The 23,674-nt window shown below is 62.6% G+C and carries 17 protein-coding genes; 10 read left to right on the forward strand and 7 right to left on the reverse strand.

All coding sequences use genetic code 11. From position 1 onward, the window contains the following. The first annotated feature begins 13 nt into the window (after positions 1-13). The 4 genes from ampD to BLW22_RS01360 all read left to right on the forward strand — a co-directional run bounded on the left by ampD (position 14) and on the right by BLW22_RS01360 (position 4,184). On the forward strand, positions 14-577 hold the full coding sequence (ampD, locus tag BLW22_RS01345; RefSeq protein ID WP_065924088.1) for a 1,6-anhydro-N-acetylmuramyl-L-alanine amidase AmpD: 564 nt from the start codon (positions 14-16) through the stop codon (positions 575-577). After that, entirely contained in the window at positions 574-1,410 is an 837-nt protein-coding gene (gene ampE / locus BLW22_RS01350; RefSeq protein WP_074843859.1) for a regulatory signaling modulator protein AmpE, read from the forward strand. The genes ampD and ampE overlap by 4 nt, the downstream gene beginning before the upstream one ends. 1,511 nt (positions 1,411-2,921) lie before the next feature. Next, the gene (locus BLW22_RS35770; RefSeq protein WP_370671242.1) at positions 2,922-3,626 is read left to right on the forward strand and encodes a methyl-accepting chemotaxis protein; all 705 of its coding nucleotides are present in this window, start codon (positions 2,922-2,924) and stop codon (positions 3,624-3,626) included. 126 nt (positions 3,627-3,752) lie between these two features. Beyond that, positions 3,753-4,184 (forward strand): hypothetical protein, encoded by a 432-nt coding sequence (locus BLW22_RS01360; protein WP_074843864.1) that lies wholly within the window; start codon positions 3,753-3,755, stop codon positions 4,182-4,184. Here the strand turns inward: BLW22_RS01360 and BLW22_RS01365 are convergent. Further along, entirely contained in the window at positions 4,131-4,907 is a 777-nt protein-coding gene (locus BLW22_RS01365; RefSeq protein WP_065924092.1) for a TatD family hydrolase, read from the reverse strand. The genes BLW22_RS01360 and BLW22_RS01365 overlap by 54 nt on opposite strands. Positions 4,908-4,909: 2 nt before the next feature. Further along, positions 4,910-5,905 carry a catabolite repressor/activator gene (gene cra / locus BLW22_RS01370; RefSeq protein WP_065924093.1) on the reverse strand — a complete coding sequence of 332 codons (996 nt, stop codon included), beginning with the start codon at positions 5,903-5,905 and terminating at the stop codon, positions 4,910-4,912. A gap of 294 nt (positions 5,906-6,199) precedes the next feature. On the opposite strand from cra, the gene ptsP reads away from it, so the two are divergent. From ptsP to BLW22_RS01390, 4 genes are read left to right on the forward strand one after another with little or no spacing between them, the layout of a single operon-like run. Further along, positions 6,200-9,058 (forward strand): phosphoenolpyruvate--protein phosphotransferase, encoded by a 2,859-nt coding sequence (gene ptsP / locus BLW22_RS01375; protein ID WP_074843867.1) that lies wholly within the window; start codon positions 6,200-6,202, stop codon positions 9,056-9,058. Next, complete coding sequence (gene pfkB, locus BLW22_RS01380) at positions 9,059-9,979, forward strand: 1-phosphofructokinase (protein ID WP_065924095.1); 921 nt, start codon at positions 9,059-9,061, stop codon at positions 9,977-9,979. 11 nt (positions 9,980-9,990) lie between these two features. Next, positions 9,991-11,706, forward strand: coding sequence for a PTS fructose-like transporter subunit IIB (locus BLW22_RS01385; RefSeq protein ID WP_074843869.1), 1,716 nt, complete (start codon positions 9,991-9,993; stop codon positions 11,704-11,706). Positions 11,707-11,750: 44 nt separating this feature from the next. Beyond that, on the forward strand, positions 11,751-13,292 hold the full coding sequence (locus BLW22_RS01390) for an alkaline phosphatase D family protein (RefSeq protein ID WP_074843871.1): 1,542 nt from the start codon (positions 11,751-11,753) through the stop codon (positions 13,290-13,292). A gap of 288 nt (positions 13,293-13,580) precedes the next feature. Here the strand turns inward: BLW22_RS01390 and BLW22_RS01395 are convergent, their stop codons facing one another. Together BLW22_RS01395 and BLW22_RS01400 are read right to left on the reverse strand one after the other, a co-directional pair. After that, positions 13,581-16,106 (reverse strand): PepSY domain-containing protein, encoded by a 2,526-nt coding sequence (locus BLW22_RS01395; RefSeq protein WP_074843873.1) that lies wholly within the window; start codon positions 16,104-16,106, stop codon positions 13,581-13,583. A 132-nt stretch (positions 16,107-16,238) separates the two neighbouring features. Further along, positions 16,239-18,542: a TonB-dependent receptor gene (locus tag BLW22_RS01400; RefSeq protein ID WP_074843875.1), complete on the reverse strand. Its 2,304-nt coding sequence runs from the start codon at positions 18,540-18,542 to the stop codon at positions 16,239-16,241. A 206-nt stretch (positions 18,543-18,748) separates the two neighbouring features. Here BLW22_RS01400 and BLW22_RS01405 point away from each other — a divergent pair, with 206 nt between their 5' ends. Beyond that, entirely contained in the window at positions 18,749-19,429 is a 681-nt protein-coding gene (locus BLW22_RS01405; RefSeq protein ID WP_065947104.1) for a Fe2+-dependent dioxygenase, read from the forward strand. Position 19,430: 1 nt separating this feature from the next. After that, positions 19,431-20,180, forward strand: coding sequence for a tetratricopeptide repeat protein (locus BLW22_RS01410; protein WP_074843877.1), 750 nt, complete (start codon positions 19,431-19,433; stop codon positions 20,178-20,180). A gap of 49 nt (positions 20,181-20,229) precedes the next feature. On the opposite strand, the gene BLW22_RS01415 is transcribed toward BLW22_RS01410, so the two are convergent. The 3 genes from BLW22_RS01415 to BLW22_RS01425 form a co-directional block, all read right to left on the reverse strand. Next, complete coding sequence (locus BLW22_RS01415; RefSeq protein ID WP_014716890.1) at positions 20,230-21,393, reverse strand: type III PLP-dependent enzyme; 1,164 nt, start codon at positions 21,391-21,393, stop codon at positions 20,230-20,232. A 472-nt stretch (positions 21,394-21,865) separates the two neighbouring features. Beyond that, positions 21,866-23,023, reverse strand: coding sequence for an osmoprotectant ABC transporter ATP-binding protein OsmV (locus BLW22_RS01420; RefSeq protein WP_053131666.1), 1,158 nt, complete (start codon positions 23,021-23,023; stop codon positions 21,866-21,868). Continuing rightward, a complete protein-coding gene (locus tag BLW22_RS01425) occupies positions 23,020-23,673 on the reverse strand; it encodes an ABC transporter permease (RefSeq protein WP_027604864.1) in 654 nt (217 codons plus the stop codon). The genes BLW22_RS01420 and BLW22_RS01425 overlap by 4 nt, the downstream gene beginning before the upstream one ends. Between the last annotated feature and the right edge of the window lies 1 nt (position 23,674).

The raw sequence follows: 23,674 nt of genomic DNA on the forward strand, positions 1-23,674 counted from the left end.
TCAAGGATCCTGTATGCAGTTGGACCCCGCCAGCGGCTGGTGCCAGGGCATTCGCCATTGCCCTTCACCCAACTTCAACGAGCGCCCGGCAGGCGAAATCTCACTGTTGGTGGTGCATAACATCAGCCTGCCACCCGCGCAGTTCGCTACCGGCAAAGTGCAGGAGTTTTTCCAGAATCGCCTGGACGTCACGGAACATCCCTACTTTGAAGGGATTGCCGACCTACGGGTGTCTGCGCATTTTCTGATTGAGCGCGATGGCACCGTGACGCAGTTTGTGTCCTGTATAGACCGGGCCTGGCATGCCGGGGTCTCGTGCTTCGAAGGGCGTGAGACCTGCAATGACTTTTCCTTGGGGATAGAGCTTGAGGGCACGGATGATTTGCCGTTCACCAACCCCCAGTATGTATCGCTGATCGACCTGACACGGCAGTTGCTGGCAGCCTACCCAGGTATTACGCCGCAACGTATTTGTGGCCATAGCGACATCGCTCCGGGGCGCAAGACCGATCCCGGCCCCGCTTTTGATTGGGCGCGCTTTCGCAGCGCCCTGCAGGATGGAGGACACGCACGATGAGTTTTCTGGTGTTGGTGTTGGCCGTGTGGATCGAGAAGTTCTCGGCCCTGCGCCAGCGGTTGCAGCGTGATGGCGGCTGGTTGCGCGAATTGGCCAAGTTGGAGTCGAGCCCGCGCATGGGCAAGCAGCCGTGGCTGATTCTGGTCCTGCTGGTGTTGCTGCCGGTGGCGTTGCTGGCGTTGTTGCTGCTGGTGCTGGAACCGGTGGCCTATGGTTTGTTGGCGCTGCCGGTGCACTTGCTGGTGGTGATCTACAGCCTGGGCCGTGGCGATCTATTGGCTGGGCTGGGGCCATTTCGCGATGCCTGGCGCCGTGGTGACCTGCAGGCGGCCGAACATGTGGCCGAGCGTGACCTGAAGTTGGGCGCCGACAGCGGCGAGCAACTGTTGGAGCGCGTCCAGGGCCATCTGTTGTGGCAGGCCTACCAGAGCTTCTTTGCCGTGATTTTCTGGTACTTCCTGTTGGGGCCGGTCGCCGCGCTGGCCTATCGACTGCTGGCGCTCGCCAGTGAGCACAGCCAGAACCCTCTGGTGGCTGAGCGCGCCGGGCAGCTGCGTCACGCGTTCGACTGGCTGCCGGTGCGCCTGCTGGCGGCCAGTTTTGCGCTGGTGGGCAACTTCGTCGCGGTCAGCCGTGTCATGCTCCACGAGTTGCTGAGCTGGGACATCAGCGCCGCGCAATTGGTGGAAAAAGTCGGCCTGGTCGCCGCTGAAATCCAACCGCCCGTAGTGGGTGCAGACGGTATCAACAGCCTGGATCGCCTGTGGGAACTGCTGCTGCGTGCGGCGGTGCTGTGGTATGCCGGGTTTGCGATCTGGACCGTGCTCCCCTGATTCCTGTGGTGAGCGGGCTTGCCCCGCGACGGGCTGCGCAGCAGCCCCCTGCCACCCTCACTCGTTAACTTTACGTTACAAAACTCCCTTTCAAATTGAGCTATACAGACAGAGCGCCAAATAGTGGCTTTCTGCCGCCGCCCTGCGCCCGAATAAAAATAAAACAAAGAAAAGGGAGGTCACCTGTGAAGAGCTTGCTCTATCCCGCCGTCGCGCTGATGAACCGTCTTAGCTTCGGCCTGAAGTTCAGCCTGATCAGCGTGCTGTTCCTGCTGCCGATGCTGGCCACCAACTATTACCTGGTGCGTGATTCCTGGCGCGAATTCCAGGGCACCCGTGTCGAGCTGCAAAGCCTGGATTTGCTCGGCAGCAGCCTGGTCCTGCGCCGTGACCTGGAAACCCTCAATAACCAGGTGCAGATCAACGCAACGCTCGGTCAGTCCGGCAAGGCCGCTGACCTTGAGGGCAAGATCAGCGCCTTGGAGCAGAGCGTGCTCGCCCGTCTGCAAGGCCTCAACCCGATGGCTGCCGAACCTGAGCAAATCGCTGCCTTTGAAGGTAAGCGTGACGAACTGATCACGGCCTTCCAGGCCCAGCAACAGGAAAGCTCGCTGCAGAGCAAAAGTGCGTTGATCGGCAAGTTGCTCAACAAGGCACAGATGCTCAGCCAGATCATTGCCAGCCAGTCCGGCTTGAGCCGCGACCCCCAGAGTGACTTGCGCCAGCTCAGCGAGCTGATCACCAGTGTCACCCCGCAGGTCACCCAGACCCTGGGAGAAGGCCGGGCGATGGGGGCCTACTCCCTGGGCCAGGGTTTTCTCAACTCATCTTCCAGTACCCGCTTCGACGAACTGCTGCAACAGTTGGAAAAGCTCCAAGGCGAATACGCCTTGAAATTGCAGGACGTCCTGGGCTCCAGCAACGCCGCGCACGCGGCGCTCGACAGCCTGGCCAAGGCCAGCAACGCCAGCCTCAAGCACGGCAGTGAATTGTTTGAAGAGCAGGTGGTGATGGCCGAAACCCTTGACGCGCCGTGGCAGGGTTTCTATGACAGCGTCAGCCAATTGATGGAGCACACCTATCAGCTCGATGACGCCACCCTGACGTTCCTCGGGCAGCAGCTGGAGCAGCGCCTGGCGCAGAACCGTACGCACATGGTGGTGCTGGTCTCGGCGCTGACGGCGGTGTTTTTGCTGATCTTCTACCTGTATGCAGGGTTCTACGCGTCTACGCGCACCACGTTACGGCGCCTGGGGGCCATGATGGACAAGGTGGCCGCCGGCGACATGACCGTTACCTTTGTTGCCCAAAGCCGCGATGAGTTGGGCGACCTCGGCCAAGTGTTCAACGGCACCGTGGCGAAAATCCATGATTTGATCGAGCGCGTCGGGCATACCGTCAGCCAGGTCGAGTTGCAGGCCGGCCAAGTGGAAACGGTCTCGGCCCGGAGCAATCAGGCGGTCTCTGGCCAGCGCATGCAGATTGAGCAGGTGGCGACGGCCATGAACCAAATGTCCTCCACCGCCCAGGAAGTGGCGCGCAGTGCCGCGGCGGCGGTCAGCAGTGCCCACAGCGTCAACGATGAAACCGTCAATGGCCGTGGCCTGGTGCAATCCCAGCAGGGCAGCATTGCGCGGCTGGCCTCGGAGATCGACCAGTCGGTTAGGGTGATCAACCAGTTGGCCACCGACAGCCAGTCCATCAGCAGCGTCCTGGAGGTGATCAAGAGCATCGCCGAGCAGACCAACCTGCTGGCACTCAATGCGGCCATCGAGGCCGCACGGGCGGGTGAGCAGGGACGCGGCTTTGCCGTGGTGGCCGACGAGGTGCGAACCCTGGCCCGGCGGACCCAGCATTCCACCGAAGAAATCGAGCAAATGATCAGCCGCCTGCACAGCGGCGTGGCCGCAGCCGTGAAGGCCATGGGCACCAGCCATGAAATGGCCAGCGGCACTGTGGAACAGTCGGACAAGGTCCAGCAAGCCCTGGAAAATATCCTCGGTGCCGTGGGCATGATCGTCGATCAGAATCAGCAGATCGCCGCAGCGGTGGAGCAGCAGACCGCCGTCGCCCATGACATCGACCAGAATATCGTCGAAATCAATCGTGCCGGCGAGCATGCTGCCCAAGGCGCGCATCAGACTGAAGCGGCGAGCCGGCAGCTGTCGATACAGGTGATCGAGTTGAAGCAACTGATCGGGGCCTTTCGTGTGTAAGGCGGTGGTGTAGGATTGGTCTTGGGTTGGTGTAGTGCCTGTCCTGATTTCCTGAAGTACCTTTTTTGCGCGGGTGAATGAGTGAAAATTTGTGTCACTCAATCAAGGTCCAAGGGAGGCATGACAATGACCATTGCAGTCGGCGTCAAGGGGCACTGCGCCCATTGCGACATCACGTTCGAACTCAAGCCTTGGCAGTTAAATGCCATCGCCATTGAAGAACCCTTTGATTGCCCGTATTGCCAGCGCGTCCTGGAGCTGAACTGCCCCCGGCAGTTGCGACATTTCAAGGCGCTGGACCATTGGGCGCTGGTACGCCCGAGCATGGCCGTGCTGACGTGTGTGGTGCTGATCGTGGCGCTGGTGACGGAGTGGATTGGCCTGATCAGTGTGGTCGGGCAGCTCAACGTGTCATTGATGGTGCTGCTGGTGCACTTCCTGGTGCTGCGCTATGTCCGTCATCGGCAGCGAATGACCTTGAACCTGCAAGCGGTGACCCCGGTACTACCAATTGAACAGCTCGCACGCATTGCGTGTGCTCGCCTCGGCCAGCGCTAGGGGGCTGGTGCCCATGCGCTCGGCCAGGGCGGTGCAGATCGCCGGCAGGTGCTGCGGGCTGTTGCGCTGGCCCGGGTACATGGCCGGCGCCATGTCGGGGGCGTCGGTTTCCAGTACGACCGCGTTCAGCGGCAGCTGTGCCAGCACCTTATGCATGCGCAGGGCCTGGGGCCATGTGGCTGCGCCGCCCAGGCCGAGCTTGAACCCGAGCTTGATGTATTCGTGGGCTTCTTCCCGGCTGCCGGCAAACGCGTGGATGATGCCGCCCCGTGGCAGGCGGATGCGCTTGAGCGTGGCGATCACGGCCGCGTGGCTGCGGCGTACGTGGAGCAGCGCCGGCAGTTGGAAGTCCACCGCCAGTTTGAGCTGGGCTTCGAACAGGCCTTGCTGGCCTTCGCGATCCAGCTGTTCAACAAAGTAATCCAGGCCGATCTCACCTACCGCGCAGAGCTGTCGATGGCCGTGGAGGCGGGTCAACCAGTCTCCCAACTCCGTCAGGTCGGCGGGCTTGTGCTCATCAAGGTACACCGGATGCAGGCCAAAGGCCGCGAACAAGCCGGCATCCGCCTGCACCAGATCCCACAGCCGCTGCCAGTTCTGCTGATACACCCCCAACACCACCATGCGCCGCACGCCCAACTCACGGCTGTGGGCGAGGACTTCCCGGCGATCGCTGTCGAAGTCCGGGAAGTCCAGGTGGGTGTGGGTGTCGATCAGTTCCACGCTCAGGCCTCGTGGATACGCTGCTTGAAGGTCCGGCCGATGGCGTGCACGCCCGGTTGGTACTGTTCTTCTTCAATGGCGGCCAGGGCCAGGCGCAGGGCGGTGTCGGCAATCAGCTGATGTTGCTGGGCCATGGCGTTGACCGGCAGCGGCAGGAAGTCCAGCAACTGGGTGTCACCAAACGTGCCCAGGCGCAGCGGGCGTGACTTGAGCGGGAAGTCATGCAGTGCGTCGAACACGCCTTGCAGCAGCACGTAGGACGTGGTCACCAAGGCGTCAGGCAAGTGCCCCAGTTGATGCAGAAGTTGCTCCATCAGCTGTCGGCCACAGTCGCGGCTGAAGGCTTCGCCGTGTTCGACGATGACCTCGCCGGTGAAACCGTCAAGCGCTTCACGGAAACCGGCCGCACGCTCCTGGCTGATGCTCAGCTCGGGCCGCGCGCCAATCAGCACGATCTGCTTGGGCAACGGTTGCAGCAAGCTGCTGGTCAGTTGCTGGCAGGCCTGGCGGTCGTCGCTGACCACCGAGCAGAACTGGTCCGCCCCCATCACCCGGTCGATGGCAATCACCGGCAAACCCTTGGCTTGCAGCTCGCGGTAACTGTCATCGCTGGCCGGCAGGCAGCTGGCGACGAACAGCGCGTCGCAACGGCGGGCGCGGAACAGTTGCAGCAGTTGGCGCTCGCTCTCGGCTTCATCGTCTGAACTGGCGATCAGCAACTGATAGCCGCGGGCCCGTGCACCTTGCTCCAGCAGCTTGGCGATGCGTGCGTAACTGGGGTTTTCCAGATCCGGGAGGATGAACCCCAGGGTACGGGTATGCCGGCTGCGCAGCCCGGCGGCCTGGGGGTTGGGCGTAAAGCCATGGGCTTCAACCACGGCACGCACGCGCTCGACGGTCGCGCTGCTGATGCGTTGCTGTGCGGCTTTGCCATTGATGACATAGCTGGCGGTGGTCACGGACACACCGGCCAGACGTGCGATATCACTGAGTTTCAAACCGGGATTTCCTTGTTTTTTGGAGCTCGCCCCGACATTTTGTCCAATCGTAACCGATTCCTGCACACGACTAATGTCTCAGCTCAAGTGCCGAGTGGTCCTTCAAGGATGCGCAATTAACGCGTAACCTGCCATAAATTCTAGATTAAACGTTTCAGCCAGCGTATTTTTACGACGTTAGCCACTGAGTGCCTACTGCCAATTGACTACTCAGTCAGCTGTCCCGGAACACCATTACACTGTTTTATTCAAAACAATACCTAGTGCGTCCATCGCACTAACTAGGAGAACGGCATGCTTGAGCTCACTGTAGAGCAGATTTCCATGGGCCAGGTGGCTGTGGATAAATCTGCTGCCCTGCACCTGCTCGCTGACAAACTGGTGGCTGATGGGCTGGTCGCCGAGGGGTATCTCAGCGGCTTGCAAGCCCGTGAAGCCCAAGGCTCGACCTTTCTTGGCCAAGGTATTGCCATCCCCCATGGCACCCCCGAAACCCGCGACCAGGTGTTTTCCACTGGCGTGCGCCTGTTGCAGTTCCCCGAAGGCGTGGACTGGGGCGATGGGCAGATTGTGTACCTGGCCATTGGTATTGCCGCCAAATCCGACGAACACCTGCGCCTGCTGCAACTGCTCACCCGCGCCCTCGGTGAAACCGACCTGGGCCAGGCGCTGCGTCGCGCCGGCACGGCTGAAGCCTTGCTGAAACTGCTGCAGGGCGCACCCCAGGAGCTGGCGCTGGACGCGCAGATGATCAGCCTGGGCGTGTCTGCCGATGACTTCGAAGAGCTTGTCTGGAGAGGCGCACGCCTGCTGCGCCAGGCCGATTGCGTCAGCAATGGGTTTGCCGCAGTGCTGCAACAGGTCGATGCGTTGCCCCTGGGTGATGGCCTGTGGTGGCTGCACAGCGAGCAGACGGTCAAGCGCCCGGGCCTGGCGTTTGTTACGCCCGACAAGCCCATGCGCTATCTGGGCCAGCCCCTTAACGGCCTGTTCTGCCTGGCCAGCCTGGGTGAAGCCCATCAGGCCTTGCTTGAACGCTTGTGCGCCTTGTTGATTGAAGGCCGTGGCCAGGAATTGGGGCGCGCCACCAGCAGCCTCGCGGTGCTCGAAGTGCTCGGCGGTGAGCTGCCACCTGACTGGCCCAGCGCCCGCATCACCCTGGCTAACGCCCACGGCCTGCACGCACGGCCGGCGAAGATCCTCGCGCAATTGGCCAAAAGTTTTGAAGGCGACATCCGCGTGCGCATCGTTGACGGCCCGGTAGGCGCCGTGTCGGTGAAGAGCCTGAGCAAGCTGCTGAGCCTTGGCGCCCGGCGTGGCCAGGTGCTGGAATTTGTTGCTGAACCGACGATTGCCGGCGATGCGTTGCCCGCGCTGCTGGCCGCCGTCGAAGAGGGCCTGGGCGAAGAGGTCGAGCCACTGCCGACCGTGAGCGCACAGCCCGAAGCCCTTGATATTGCGCCAGTGATCAGCGCGCCACAGGCCGGCAGCCAGCTCCAGGCCATCGCCGCGGCGCCGGGCATTGCCATTGGCCCTGCACATATCCAGATTCAACAGGTGTTCGATTACCCCTTGCGCGGCGAGTCCTCGGCCATTGAGCGCCAGCGCCTGCAAGATGCCCTGGCCGATGTGCGCCGGGATATCCAGGGCCTGATCGAACGCAGCCAGGCCAAAGCCATCCGCGAGATTTTCATCACCCACCAGGAAATGCTCGACGACCCGGAACTCACCGACGAAGTCGACACCCGTCTCAAGCAAGGTGAAAGCGCACAAGCGGCGTGGATGAGCGTGATCGAAGCCGCCGCCAAGCAGCAGGAATCGTTGCAGGATGCCTTGCTTGCCGAGCGCGCCGCCGACCTGCGCGACATCGGTCGCCGGGTGCTGGCGCAATTGTGCGGCGTTGAAACCGCCCAGGAACCGAGCGAAGCCTACATCCTGGTGATGGACGAAGTCGGCCCTTCCGACGTCGCGCGCCTGGACCCGGCCCGCGTCGCCGGCATCCTCACCGCCCGCGGCGGCGCGACGGCCCACAGCGCTATTGTCGCGCGGGCCCTCGGCATCCCCGCGTTGGTAGGTGCCGGCCCGGCGGTATTGCTGCTGGCCGCCGGCACGCCGTTGTTGCTGGATGGCCAGCGCGGTCGCCTGCATGTAGACCCCGATGCAGCCACCCTGCAACGTGCCACCGTCGAGCGCGATACCCGTGAGCAACGCTTGCAGGCCGCCTCGGCCCAGCGCCACGAACCGGCGCTGACCCGTGATGGTCACGCCGTGGAAGTGTTCGCCAATATCGGCGAAAGCGCCGGTGTGGCCAGCGCCGTGGAGCAGGGCGCCGAAGGCATTGGTTTGCTGCGCACCGAACTGATTTTCATGGCCCACCCCCAAGCCCCGGACGAAGCCACCCAGGAAGCCGAGTACCGTCGTGTGCTTGACGGCCTCGGTGGCCGCCCGCTGGTGGTGCGCACCCTCGATGTGGGCGGCGACAAACCGCTGCCGTATTGGCCGATTGCCGAGGAAGAGAACCCCTTCCTCGGCGTACGCGGTATTCGCCTGACCCTGCAACGCCCGCAGATCATGGAAGCGCAATTGCGCGCACTGCTGCGCTCGGCGGATAACCGCCCGTTGCGCATCATGTTCCCCATGGTCGGCAGCGTGGATGAGTGGCGTGCCGCCCGCGACATGACCGAACGCCTGCGCCTGGAAATCCCGGTGGCCGACCTGCAACTGGGGATCATGATCGAAGTGCCGTCCGCCGCACTGTTGGCGCCGGTGCTGGCCAAGGAAGTGGACTTCTTCAGTGTCGGCACCAACGACCTGACCCAGTACACCCTGGCCATCGACCGTGGCCACCCGACCTTGTCGGCCCAGGCCGATGGCCTGCACCCGGCGGTATTGCAACTGATCGACATCACCGTGCGTGCGGCCCATGTCCATGGCAAATGGGTCGGCGTGTGCGGCGAACTGGCGGCGGACCCGCTGGCGGTGCCGGTGCTGGTCGGCCTGGGTGTGGATGAGTTGAGCGTGTCGGCCCGCAGCATTCCCGAAGTGAAGGCGCGGGTGCGTGAATTCAGTCTGAGCGAGGCCCAGGGCCTGGCGCAAAAAGCACTGGCGGTGGGTTCGCCCGCCGAAGTGCGTGCCCTTGTGGAGGCCGTGTAGATGGCAAGGATTCTGACCCTGACGCTGAACCCGGCGTTGGACCTGACGGTACGCCTGGCGCGCCTGGAACCGGGTGAAGTCAACCGCAGCGAAACCCTGCTCACCCATGCCGCCGGCAAGGGCGTGAATGTGGCGCAAGTCTTGGCCGACCTGGGCCATCAAGTGACCGTGGGCGGTTTTCTCGGCGAGGACAATCCCCAAGCCTTCGAGGCGCTGATTGCACAACGTGGTTTTGCCGACGCGTTTATCCGCGTGCCCGGCGAAACCCGCAGCAATATCAAGATTGCCGAGCAGGACGGCCGGGTCACCGACATCAATGCGCCGGGGCCGTTGGTCAGTGAGCAGGCGCAGCAAGCGTTGCTCGACCAATTGACGCGCATTGCGCCGGGCCATGATGCGGTGGTCGTCGCCGGCAGCTTGCCGTGTGGCGTCAGCCCGCAGTGGTTGCAGGGGCTGTTGGAACACCTGAAGCGTCTGGGCTTGAAAGTCGCCCTGGACACCAGCGGCGAGGCGCTGCGTGCCGGTCTCAAGGCGGCCCCGTGGTTGATCAAACCCAATACCGAAGAGCTCGCCGATGCCCTGGGCAATGCCACCAACGTCATCAGCCAACTGCATCAGCAGGGTGTTGAACATGTGGTCGTCTCCGACGGTGCCGCGGGCGTGAGCTGGTACAGCCGGGCCACCACCCTGCATGCCACGCCGCCCAAGGTGACGGTGGCCAGTACGGTAGGTGCCGGCGATTCGCTGCTGGCCGGGATGCTCCATGGTTTGCTTGAGTCTGAAGCGCCTGAACAAACCCTGCGTCGCGCCACGGCAATTGCCGCCATGGCGGTGACACAGATCGGTTTCGGCATCCGCGACGCCGCGCAGCTGGCGCGTCTTGAAAGCGGCGTCGCTGTACGCCCGCTGACAGAACAATAAGAGGGATTGTCATGAAGTTAGCCATTGTTACTGCCTGCCCCAACGGCATGGTCACCAGTGTGCTGTGCGCCCGCTTGTTGGACGCCGCCGCTCAACGCCAGGGCTGGAGCACCAGCGTCGAGGTGGTGGATGTACAGCGCCCGGAGCGCCAGTTGTCCCAGGCCACCATCGACGCCGCCGAATGGGTGTTGCTGGTCAGCAGCACGGCGGTGGATATGCAGCGGTTTGTCGGCAAGCGGGTGTTCCAGAGCACACCGGCCCAGGCGCTGGCGGATGTCGAGGCGGTGTTGCGCCGGGGCGCTGAAGAAGCCCAAGAGTATGTCGTCAGCCAGGCAGCGGCTGCGTCGAAGCATGCCCCGCGCATCGTCGCGATTACCGCATGCCCGACCGGCGTGGCCCATACCTTCATGGCCGCCGAAGCCTTGCAACAGACCGCCAAGCGCCTGGGCTATGACTTGCAGGTCGAGACCCAGGGCTCGGTCGGTGCGCGCACGCCGTTGAGCCCGGAGGCCATCGCCGAGGCCGACGTGGTCCTGCTGGCGGCCGATATCGAAGTCGCTACCGAGCGCTTCGCCGGCAAGAAGATCTACCGTTGCGGCACCGGTATTGCGCTCAAGCAATCCGAGGCGACCCTCAACAAAGCCCTGGCCGAAGGCGCAGTGGAAAGTGCGGCCAGCGGTACCGTGGCCAAGAAAGAAAAAACCGGCGTCTACAAACACCTGCTGACCGGTGTGTCGTTCATGTTGCCGATGGTGGTGGCGGGCGGTTTGCTGATCGCCTTGTCATTCGTGTTCGGCATCCATGCGTTTGAGCAGGAAGGCACGTTGGCGGCCGCGCTGAAAACCGTCGGCGACCGCGCCTTTATGCTGATGGTGCCGCTGCTGGCGGGTTATATCGCGTACTCGATTGCCGACCGTCCGGGCATTGCCCCCGGCATGATTGGTGGCCTGCTGGCGGGTACGCTGGGGGCCGGTTTTATCGGCGGGATCTTCGCCGGGTTTCTCGCCGGTTATTGCGTCAAGCTGATCACCCGTGTGGTGAAGTTGCCGCAGAGCCTGGAAGCACTCAAGCCGATCCTGATCATTCCGCTGCTGGCAAGCCTGTTCACGGGCCTGGCGATGATCTACCTGGTGGGACCGCCGGTGGCGCGCATGCTCACGGGCCTGACCGATTTTCTCGCGACCATGGGCACCACCAATGCGGTGCTGCTGGGCATCCTGTTGGGCGGCATGATGTGTGTCGACCTGGGCGGGCCGATCAACAAGGCGGCGTATGCGTTTTCCGTCGGCTTGCTGGCGGCACAGAGCGGCGCACCGATGGCCGCGACCATGGCGGCGGGCATGGTGCCGCCAATCGGCATGGGCATCGCCACGTTCCTGGCGCGACGCAAGTTCGCCCAGACCGAACGCGAGGCCGGCAAGGCCGCGATGATCCTGGGCATGTGCTTTATCTCCGAGGGCGCGATCCCGTTTGCCGCCAAGGACCCGCTGCGCGTGATCCCGGCCAGCATCGCCGGTGGCGCGTTGACCGGGGCGCTGTCGATGTACTTCGGCTGCAAACTGGCGGCGCCCCACGGCGGCCTGTTTGTGCTGGTGATCCCGAATGCGATGAACCATGCGCTGCTGTACCTGCTGGCAATCGTTGCCGGTAGCCTGCTGACCGGTTTGGTGTATGCGCTGATCAAGCGTCCGGAAGTGGTGGAGCTTGCTGTCGCACCGGTGTCATAAGCGCATGCTTTAGTGGCCCTTTTGATACTCAAGAGGGCACCTGCATGAGCCACTTCGATCTCGGCCGTCGCCGTGTGATGCAAGCCGTCGGCGCCGGTCTGCTGCTGCCGGGCCTGGCCCCGGCGGTGATCGCGTCGATCAAGGACCGGCCGCAACTCACCGACGGCGTGCAGTCCGGCGACCTGCTCGGTGATCGCGCGATGATCTGGAGCCGCAGCGACCGCCCGGCGCGCATGGTGGTGGAGTGGGACACCCGCAGCGTGTTCAGCAACCCGCGCAAATTCGTCTCGTCCCTGGCCGACAACCGCACCGACTTTACCGCCCGCGTCGAACTCACCGGGCTGCCCGCCGACCAGGCGATTTTCTACCGCGTGCACTTTGAGGACGCCCAGACCGGCGTCGCCAGCGAGCCGTGGTTCGGCCACCTGCGCAGCGTGCCGCAACAACGCCGCGACATCCGGTTTGTGTGGAGCGGCGACACCGTCGGCCAAGGCTTTGGCATCAACCCGGACATCGGCGGTATGCGCATCTACGAAGCCATGCGCCTGCGCCTGCCGGACTTCTTTATCCACAGCGGCGACACCATCTACGCCGACGGCCCGGTGCCCGCGCAGTTGCCCACCGAGGGCGGGCGCATCTGGCGCAATATCACCACCGAAGCCAAGAGCAAGGTCGCCGAAACCCTCGACGAGTATCGCGGCAACTACCGCTACAACCTGCTGGACGAAAACGTGCGTCGCTTCAATGCCGAGGTGCCGCAGATCTGGCAGTGGGATGACCATGAAGTGGTGAATAACTGGTCGCCCGGCAAGCAACTTGACGAGCGCTACCAGACCAAGGACATCAACACCTTGGTGAGCCGCGCACGCCAGGCCTGGCTTGAGTATTCACCCATGCGCCGGCAAAGCGCAGACGGCGGCGGGCGGATTTATCGCACGCTCAGTTATGGCCCGTTGCTGGATGTATTCGTGCTCGACATGCGCAGCTATCGCGGCCCCAACGATGACAACCTGGGCGGTGAAAAACCCTTCCTCGGCCGCGAGCAGTTGAACTGGCTCAAGCGCGAACTCAAGGTCTCCCAGGCGCAGTGGAAGGTGATCGCCGCCGACATGCCCATCGGCCTCGGCGTGCCCGACGGCGAAGTCAGCCCCGGCGTGCCGCGCTGGGAAGCCATCGCCAATAATGATCCAGGCCCGGCGCAAGGCCGCGAGCTGGAAATCGCCGAATTACTCGGCTTTCTGCGCGCGCAAAAGGTACGCAACCATGTGTGGTTGACGGCGGATGTGCATTACTGCGCGGCCCATCACTACCACCCGGATCGGGCGGCGTTCCAGGATTTCGAGCCGTTCTGGGAGTTTGTCGCCGGGCCTCTGAATGCGGGCAGCTTCGGTCCGAATCCCTTGGATAAAACCTTTGGCCCTGAGGTGGTGTTCGAGAAGGCCCCGCCTGCGCAGAACACCTCGCCGTTTGCCGGGTTTCAGTTTTTTGGCGAAGTGCAGATTGACGGGCAGACAGCGGAGTTGACCGTGATTTTGCGCGACCTGGATGGGGTCTCGGTATTCGAACAGAAGCTGCAACCGGTCTGACCTGAAATGCAATGCAAATGTGGGAGGGGGCTTGTCCTAAGCCAGTCAGTTAAGGAGGAACACTGTAACTGTGGTGAGCGGGCTTGCCCCGCGTTGGGCTGCGCAGCAGCCCCAAAACACAGCCCCGGACCTGCCTGGCACACTGCAGCGCTCTTATTGGGGCTGCTGCGCAGCCCAACGCGGGCGGTGCGACGATTCGACAAGCCCGCTCGCCACAGGTTACTGTTTGCCCGTTCTATCTCTTAACTGATCGGCATTAGGACAAGCCCCCTCCCACATTGGATCACATCAGTAGACATCCCGGCGGTAGCGCCCCTGTTCGATCAAGCGCTCCACTGCCTCACTCCCGAGGATGTCGACCAGCGCCTGGTCCACACCCGTCGCCATCCCCTGCAAGCTGCCGCACACATAAATCGCCGCGCCGTCCGCGAGCCATTTACGCAGGACATCGGCGGATTCACGCAGGCGATCCTGCACGTAGATTTTCTCCTCCTGATCCCGGGAAAACGCCAGGTCCAGCAGGGCCAGGTCACCACTGGCCAGCCAGCCTTGCAGCTCGTCCCGGCACAGGTAGTCGTGGGCGATGGTGCGTTCGCCGAACAGCAGCCAGTTGCGCTGCTGGCCATCGGCAATGCGCGCCTTGAGCAAGCTGCGCAAACCGGCCAGGCCGGTGCCGTTACCCAGCAGGATCAATGGCACCGGCGCCTCCGGCAGGTGGAAGCCACTGTTACGGCGCAAGCGCAGGCTGATCGCCGAACCAATGGCCGCATGCTCGGTGAGCCAGCCCGAGCCCACACCCAGGCTGCCGTCGGGGTGGCGTTCCTGGCTCACGATCAATTCCAGCAAGCCGTCGCTGGCGATCGAGGCGATGGAGTATTCGCGCATGCCCAGGGGCGCGAGCGCGTTCACCAGCGCTTGAGCGTGCAGGCCGACCAGGTGCGCCCGGTTGTCCGGCAGTTGGCGGGTCGCAAGGGCCTGGTTGAGTGTGTGTGGCAGGCCGTCGATCAGCACGCCGTCGGTGCCGATCAGCCCCAGGCCTTCGAGGAAGTGCTCGATGGCCCACGGGCAATTGCGCGGCAGGATTTCCACCAGGTCGCCGGCCAGCCAGTTTTGTTTCGATGGCGATGTGAGGCCCAGCAGGTAGACGTCCGAGCTGGCGCTGCCGGGGTTGAGCAGGGTGCGCTGGCTCAGCGTCCAGTTTTCATACTGGGCGGTCGGCCAGGCGGCGGCGGGTGCCTGGCCCGTCAGCTGTCCAAGCTGTTGTTGCCAGTGCAGCAGGGCGGCACTGTCGCCGCTGTCCACTTCCACCGGCGCGAACAGTGGGTTACCGCCCTGGTGGGTCAGCCAGAAATGCAGGCGCCGGGCAAAGCCACAGAAGTGTTGGTACTGGCGATCACCCAGGGCCAGTACCGAGTAGTTCAGGCCTTTGAGTGACAGATCCTGGCCGAGCACGCTGCGCTCGAAACTGCGGGCGCTGTCGGGCGCTTCGCCGTCGCCGAAGGTGCTGACTACGAACAGCGCATTTTCCGACTGGCGCAAGTCGTCCTGGCTGACACTGCCCAGAGGCTGCACCTTCACCGGCAGGCCGGCCGCCTGCAATTGCCCGGCGGTCTGCCAGGCCAGTTGCTCGGCAAACCCGCTCTGGCTGGCAAAGCCGATCAGCCAGGCCGGGGCATCACTGTGGTTGGCACTGAGGCCTTTGCGCGCGTCGCGCACCTGGCGCTTTTTGCGGCGACGGTCCAGGTACAGCAGCCAGCCGGTGATGAAGAACAGCGGCATGAGCAGCGAGCTGACAGTGAGGATAATGCGCCCCGCCAGGCCGAAATAACTGCCGGTGTGCAGCGCGTAGATGCTGGTGAGTAACTGCGACTTGAAAGTTTTGCCGGCGTACGTGTCATGGGATTTGACCTCGCCGGTGGCCGGGTCCAGGTTGATCTGGTTCAGTGCGCGGTCGTGGGGGGAGTCTTTGAGCAGGTAATAGACGATGGCGGGTTGCCCGGCGACGGCTGGCATGCGGATGTTATAGGCACTCAAGCCTGGGCCGGCGTTGCTGTAGATGCTGCTCCAGATCGCGTCGTAGTTGGCCACCGGTGCCGGGCCTGCGGGCGGTGGGCCGCGCTTGCGCATCCGTTCATTCTGCGGCGCGTCGGACAGCAGTTTGGTCAGGCCCTGGCTGTACCAGTCGTAGGACCAGGACAGGCCGGTCAGCGCCGCCAGCAGGTAGGCCAGCAGGCACCAGGTGCCGAACACCGAATGCAAATCCCAGTTGAAGCTGCGGCCCTTTTTGCGCCAGTCCAGCGTCAGCCAGGCACGCCAGTTGGCGACCTGGCGCGGCCAGCGCAGGTACAGGCCGGACAGGCAGAAGAACACCAGGATCAGCGTGCAGGCGCCGGTGATCTGCCGGCCGGTTTCGCCCATGGCCAGGAAGCGGTGCAGTTGCAGGATAAAACCGAGTACATCCTGGCCGACCGCGTCGCCCATGTAGTCGCCGGTGTAGGGGTCGAAATAGCGCATCTGGCCACGGCGCTCGCCCGGCGGCGGGGTGAAGAACACGCGGGCGGCATTGCCGCTTTCGCTTTCCACCCACAGCATGGACACGGCCTTGCCTTCGGTGGCTTCCAGCTTGCGCACCAGCTCGGCGGGCGGCAGCACGCCGGCTTCGCGTTTCTCCACGCTCAACACGCTCGGGTTGAGCGCCCGCAGAATCTCATCCTGAAACGAGACCGCAGCCCCGGTGATCCCCATCAAGGCCAGCACCAGCCCGGCAGTGATGCCGAAGAACCAGTGCAACTGGAACAGGGTTTTCTTCAACACGTCGGACCGCCTCGTCTATCTGAATATGTAGGGCACGGCGCGCATTATGCCGTGGGTTGTCGAGAAACATTCTGTTTGACATGCAAAAGCCCCACGCATCCGATGCGTGGGGCTTTGTGGGCTGCTGACCGTTTAGAAGTGGAAGCTTGTGGACAGCAGCGCCGTGCGGCCCGCCGCCTGGTTGGCGAAGTGCGAGGCGTAGGCTTTGTCGTAATAGGTCTTGTCTGTCAGGTTCTGCACGTTCAATTGCAGGTCGACGTTTTTGCTCAGCTTATAGCTGGCCATGGCGTCGTAGCGGGTGTAGGAGGGCACATACACGGTGTTGGCCGCATCGCCGTAAACCTGATCGACGTAGAACGCGCCACCGCCGATGGTCAGCTTCGGGGTCACGTTATAGGTGGTCCACAGGCTGAACGAGTTCTCCGGCGTGTTGGGCATTTGGTTGCCTTTGTTGGAACCGGCCTGGACGACGCCCTGGCGGTTGCCGTTTTTGCCTGGGTCAACCAGTTCGGCTTTCAGGTAGCTGTAGCCGGCGAATACTTGCCACTGTTCGGTGATCTTGCCGCTGGCGGACAGTTCCAGGCCATCGACCCGCGATTCGCCTGCCGTTTCGTAGGTGTTGGAGTCCACCAGGATGCGGGTGTTTTTCTTCTCGGTACGGAACACTGCGGCAGACAGGGACAGACGGTTGTGGAACAGGTCCCACTTGGTGCCCAGCTCGTAGTTGATGGTTTCTTCGGGCTTGAGGTCGCTGGTGTTGATGCCGGTAGGAATCGCATTGCTGTCGACTCCTTCGCCCACCAGTCCACCTGCCGGTGAGGCCGAGGTCGCGTAGGAGGTGTAGATGCTGCCGTTCTCCAAAGGCTTCCAGACCAGGCCGGCCTGCCAGTTGAAGAACTGGCTGTCGTCCTTGACCTTGCTGCGCGCCCTGACCGTCGAGGTTGGTACGGCGTTGGTGTTGGCTTCGGTGTCGAAGGTGTCGTAGCGCAGGCCGACGTTCAGCAGCCATTTCGGATCGAGTTCGATGGTGTCGAAGACGTAGGCGGCACGGCTGGTGGCCTTGGTGTTGGTGCCGTTGTAATTGCGCGCGATGCTGCCGGTCCAGGCGTCGTCCGGATTCGGGTTGCTCAGCGAGGTGCACTGTCCACCGCGGCCGCCGCCGGCCACGGTGCACGTCGGGTTGCTGTTCGGTGTGACGGTGTAACCGCTGACGCGGGTTTCTTCGCCGGTGAATTCCAGGCCGGTGGAGTAGCTGTGCTTGAAGCCAAGCGCCTGGAAATTGCCGAACAGATCTGTCTGGTTGGTGGTGGTCGTGGTGGTGGAGACGCGAGTGTTCGCGCGACGCCACACGGTGCCGAAACGGTTGACGTTGCGTTGGCTATCGTCCGGCTGCGTGAGCACGTAGTCCTGGCCGGTGCTGCCATGGCGCAGGGTGTTTTTCAGCGTCATGTCGTCGTTCAGGTCGTGCTCGATGGAGAACGTGCTGATGTCCGCGCGGGTCTTGCGGAAGTCGCGGTCCTTGAGACCGTAGAAGTTATTGCTGTCGCCGCCGTCGGTGGGTTTGTCGTGCACGTGAGTGGTGGCGGTCGAAGAGCTGTAGCCATACGGAATGCCCGAGTCCGGCAGGTCATTGCTTTCCATATGGTAGTAGCTGAGGTTGACGCGGGTCGGCGTGCCCAGGCCGAAGGTCAGCGATGGGGCCACGCCCCAGCGGTCGTAATTGACCGCGTCACGGCCAGCCACGTTCTGTTCGTGGCTCATCAGGTTCAGGCGGAACGCGGCGCTGTCGTCGAGGAACTGACGGTTCACGTCGAGTACATAGCGGCGGGTCTGGTCGGAACCGTAAGTGAAGCCGCCGTTGGTGAAGTCCCGGGCTTGCGGGGTCTTGCTCACCAGGTTGAGGCTGCCACCGGCCGAGCCACGACCGCCGAAGGAGGAGTTCGGGCCTTTGCTGACTTCGATGGACTCGATGTCGAAAATCTCACGGCTCTGGCCGCCGGTATCGCGCACGCCGTCCAGGTAGGTGTCGCCCTGGGCGTCGAAACCACGGATGAATGGACGGTCGCCCTGGGGGTTGCCGCCTTCGCCGGCGCCGAAGGTAATCCCCGGTACGGTGCGCAGGGCATCCTGCAGCGAGGTGGCGGCGGTGTCCTTGAGGACTTGTTGTGGCACCACGGTCACCGAGCGCGGCGTGTCCACCAGCGGCGCGGTGTATTTTTGCGACGAGGCTTTTTCGACCTGGTACGCGGTGTTGTCCTGTTCTTCGCCGGTGATGCTGGTGGCGCCGAGGGCGATGCTGTTGCGCTGGCCTTTTTGTTCAGTGTCTTCGGCCGCCTGCGCCAGATGGGCGACAGAGCTGGCGCTGAGCGCAACGCCGATGGCCGAAGCCAGCATACGGGGTGAGCCAACAGGTGTTTTTGTGGTGGTGCGCGACATGACGTGTCCTTTCCCCAAGGAGGTGAGGCGGCGGAATATAGGGCGAACAAGACTTTCTATCAATTGCGATACATTACTATTCGCACTGAATTTACATTCTTTACACTTTTGCCTTACGGTTTTTACGTTCTCGTTCGTCTCCGGCGTTTTACAGGGAGGATAAGAATCAATACCATTGGCGCCTCTTTGCCTACAGGTATTGCCCCATGCTGCTGCACATTCCCGGCCTGTTCTCTCGCGAGGAAGTGCAGCGCATCCGCCACGCCCTGGAAACCGCCGATTGGGCCGATGGCAAAATCACCGCCGGGCACCAGTCCGCCAAAGCCAAGCACAACCTGCAATTGCCCGAAGGCCACCCGCTGGCCAAGGAGATCGGCGCGGCAATGCTCGAACGGTTGTGGAAAAATCCTCTGTTTATGTCAGCGGCGTTACCGCACAAGGTCTTCCCGCCGCTGCTCAATTGCTACACGGCTGGTGGCAGCTTCGATTTCCATATCGACAATGCCGTGCGCCAGGCCAGGGGCAGCCATGAACGGGTGCGCACGGACCTGTCGTCCACGCTGTTCTTCAGCGACCCGGACGACTATGACGGCGGCGAACTGGAGATCCAGGACACTTTCGGCCTGCAGCGCGTGAAGTTGCCGGCCGGCGATATGGTGCTGTATCCAGGCTCCAGCCTGCACAAAGTCAACGCCGTGACCCGAGGTGCGCGCTATGCCGCGTTTTTCTGGACCCAAAGCCTGGTGCGTGAAGACAGCCAGCGTACGCTGCTGTTCGAGATGGACGGCGCCATCCAGCAATTGAGCCGTGATGTCCCCGACCACCCAGGGCTGATCCAGCTCACCGGCACCTATCACAACCTGTTGCGTCGCTGGGTCGAGGTCTGACATGGGCTTTTTATTGCGCCGCGAAGAAGTGCTCAACGTTGAGCAATTGCAGGGCATGCTCGACGACTCGCCGGTGCGTGCGGCCCAGGCGATTCTGATCGCGGCCAAGGAGGGCGTGGTGGATGCCCAGGCCTTGCTCGGGCAAATCCTGCTGGAAGGCCGCGGTATTGCGCGCGACGAAGCGCTGGCGCTGCGGTGGTTCCAGATTGCGGCGCGGGGCGGGCATTTAATGGCGCGCAATATGGCCGGGCGTTGCCTTGAGCATGGCTGGGGGTGTGCCATCGACGAAGCGGCGGCTGCGCGGGAATATCGTTTGGCGGCAGACGCGGGATTGGATTGGGGCCAGTACAACTATGCCAATCTGCTGGCGACGGGCCGGGGTGTTGCCGAGAACCCGCAGCACGCGCTGGCCCTGTATCGGCAAGCCGCAGAACAGGGGCATGCCAAGTCGATGAACCTGCTGGGGCGCTACCTGGAAGACGCTCAGGTTTGCCCGAGGGACCTGGAGGCGGCTGTGGAGTGGTATCGACGCTCAGCCGAGGCCGGGGATTTTCGCGGGCAGTTCAGTTACGCGGCGGTGTTGGCCGACAGGGGCCAGGTCGAGGCGGCGCTGGAGTGGTTGCGCAAGGCGCTGGCGGGCGGAAATCTCAAGTTCCTGCGAACAGCCCACAAGGCCTTGGCGGCGGCGAGTGATCCGCGGGTTCGAGCGCTGGCCGAGGCCTTCCGCCAACGGGCCGCGAGCCTTGCCTGAGGCATAAAAAAACCCATGACATGTCATGGGTTTCTTGTGCGCGGGCGTCTTACACGTAGAACGACTTCAACGGCGGAAAGCCATTGAACTCAACCGCGCTGTAGCTGGTGGTGTAGGCACCGGTCGACAGCCAGTACAAGCGATCACCGATCGCTAGGTTCAGCGGCAGGCCGTACTTGTAGTTTTCGTACATGATGTCGGCGCTGTCGCAGGTCGGGCCGGCGATGACCACTTCTTCCATCTCGCCTTTCTTCTCGGTCCAGATCGGGAACTTGATGGCTTCGTCCATGGTTTCGATCAGGCCGGAGAACTTGCCCACATCCGTGTACACCCAACGCTCGACGGCGGTACGGGATTTACGTGCAACCAATACCACTTCACTGACCAGGATGCCGGCGTTGGCGATCAGCGAACGGCCTGGCTCGAGGATGATTTCCGGCAGGTCATCGCCGAAGTCTTCCTTGAGGAAGCGGATGATTTCTTCGGCGTAGGTTTCCAGGCTGTTGGTGCGGGTGATGTAGTTGGCCGGGAAGCCGCCGCCCATGTTGATCAGCTTGAGGTGGATGCCGTCTTCTTCCTTCAGGCGCTCGAAGATCACCTTGACCTTGGCGATTGCCGCGTCCCACACGCTGATGTCGCGTTGCTGCGAGCCAACGTGGAACGAAATGCCGTAGGGCACCAGGCCGAGGTCACGAGCGAGGATCAGCAGGTCCATGGCCATGTCGGTCTGGCAGCCGAATTTGCGCGACAGAGGCCAGTCAGCCGTGGTCGAGCCTTCGGTGAGGATACGTACATACACTTTCGAACCCGGAGCGGCCTTGGCGATGTTGCGCAGGTCGGCTTCGGAGTCGGTGGAGAACAGGCGCACGCCCTTCTCGTAGAAGTAGCGGATGTCCTTGGATTTCTTGATGGTGTTGCCGTAGCTGATACGGTCGGCGCTGACGCCGCGGTCCATGACCTTGTCCAGCTCGTAGATCGAGGCGATATCGAAGCTCGAGCCTTTGTCTTTCAACAGGTCGATGATCTCGACGGCCGGGTTGGCCTTGACCGCGTAATACACCTTGGCGAATTCGAAACCGGCGCGCAGGTCATCGTAGGCCTGGCTGATCATCGCGGTGTCGATCACCACGAACGGGGTTTCCTGTTTGTCGGCGAACGCCTTCATTTTGTCAAAAGTGGCGCGCGCGAAATAATCTTCGACGTTGATCGACATGCTGGGAACTCCTAAGGGCAAACTAAATTGATCAATGGGTGCAAATGAACGTCCTCCGTATCCCCACTTTGGTTCGCCTACTTCCCAAGGCATGTCGCCGAAAGCAAAAAGGCCATGGGAATAGTCGCTTCCCTTGGCCTTGCTGTCTCGTCGTCAGTACTTGAGCCGGATGGATCGTTTCCAGCATGGACGTTCGGCGCGAACTTTAGGACGTGAGGGGCCATAGATCAACTAAAAATGTCGCGTTTTTGCACGCGTTCGTCGCGCGATGGCGTGCAGCTACTTATGTAACCGACAGGTGTGACGGATTGATGTTCCCCGCTGAGTGGTAATCGAGGCGATTTCCCTGACTCACCGAAGGGGAAATGTGGGAGGGGGCTTGCTCCCGATGGCGGTGTGTCAGTCACTTCATCTGTCACTGATCCACCGCTATCGGGAGCAAGCCCCCTCCCACATTTTTTACCGCGTTGTGTCAGGCCAGTGCGGTCTCGGCAGGCGACACGATGCTGGTCTTGCCTCCACGGGACTTACCGGAACTCAGGTACTCGGCAATCGACTCCTGGGTCACTTCACCCAGGAACACCCGTTCCGCATCCATCACCGGCAACCACGAGCGGTTGAACTCGTACATGCGCGACAACAGGATGCGCAAATGCTCGTCATACGCCGCCGTGGCGTTGAACTCGCGCAGGTACTGGCCGCAAGTGCCGGTCTGACGGTGCAGGTCGCGACGGCGTACATAGCCCAGCGCTTTGTTCTCGGCACAGGTGACGACCACATAACGGCGGTCGGTTTCGTCCATCAGCTCCAGGGCCTCGGCCACCGGAGTCTCTGGGCTCACCGATGGGGCGTTGTCCGCCGCATCTTCAGCCTTCACCAGCAACAGGCGCTTGAGGGTGCTGTCCTGGCCCACGAAGTTGCTGACGAACTCATCGGCTGGATGGGCCAGCAGGGTGTCCGGGTGGTCGATCTGCAGCAGCTTGCCAGCGCGGAAGATGGCGATCTTGTCACCCAGCTTGATGGCTTCGTCGATGTCGTGGCTGACCATGATCACGGTCTTGTTCAGCGCACGTTGCATCTCGAAGAACTCGTTCTGGATCATCTCGCGGTTGATCGGGTCGACCGCGCCGAACGGCTCATCCATCAGCAGCAGCGGGGCGTCGGCCGCCAGTGCGCGGATCACGCCGATCCGCTGTTGCTGGCCGCCCGACAGTTCACGCGGGTAGCGATGCAGGTACTGCTTGGGTTCCAGCTTGATCATGCTCATCAACTCGCGGGCGCGGTCGTGGCATTTCTGCTTGTCCCAACCGAGCAGCTTGGGCACGACCACGATGTTTTCCTCGATGGTCATGTTCGGGAACAGGCCGATCTGCTGGATCACATAGCCGATGTTGCGACGCAGGGTCACTTCATCGAGGTCGGTGGTGTCTTCGCCGTTGATCAGGATCTTGCCCGAGGTCGGCTTGATCAGGCGGTTGATCATTTTCAGCGTGGTGCTCTTGCCGCAGCCCGAAGGGCCAAGGAACACGCAAATCTCGCCTTCATTGACGGTCAGGCTTACGTCGTTCACGGCCGAAACAGTTTTGCCGTTGCTTTGAAAAGTCTTGGTCAGGTTTTGAAGTTCGATCATTTGAGCAGTCCTTTTGGAGTCAGCGAGCGTTGCAGCCATTGCAGAAGCAGGTCGGCGAAGATGGCCAGGAGACTGACCAGCACGGCGCCGACGATCAGCATCGACATGTCGCTGCGGCTGATGGAAGCCAGAATAAGTACACCCAGGCCACCGGCACCGATGGTGGCGGCGATGGTCATGACGCCGATGTTCATCACCACGGCGGTACGCACACCGGCGAGGATCACCGGCACGGCGATGGGCAACTCGACCATGCGCAGGCGCTGGCCGAAGGTCATGCCGATGCCTTTGGCGGCTTCGCGAATGCCCGGTTCAACGCCGGTGAGGGCCAGGTAGGTGTTACGCATGATCGGCAGCAGGGAGTAGAGGAACACGGCGGTGATCGCCGGCATCGGCCCCAGGCCCTGGCCAAACTTGGAGTAGAACGGCAGCAGCAGGCCGAACAGGGCGATGGACGGCACGGTCAGCAGCACCGTGGCGCTGGCTTGCAGGGGGCCGGCGAGGGTCGGGAAGCGGGTCATCAGCACGCCGAGGGGCACGCCGACGACAATCGCCAGGATCACCGCGATACCGACCAGGGTGATGTGCTGCCAGGTCAGGTGCAGGACCTGGGCCCAATCAAGATGGGAAAAGGCGTTCAGGAATTCCATG

The organism is Pseudomonas marginalis (assembly GCF_900105325.1).
Classification (GTDB): Bacteria; Pseudomonadota; Gammaproteobacteria; order Pseudomonadales; family Pseudomonadaceae; genus Aquipseudomonas; species Aquipseudomonas marginalis.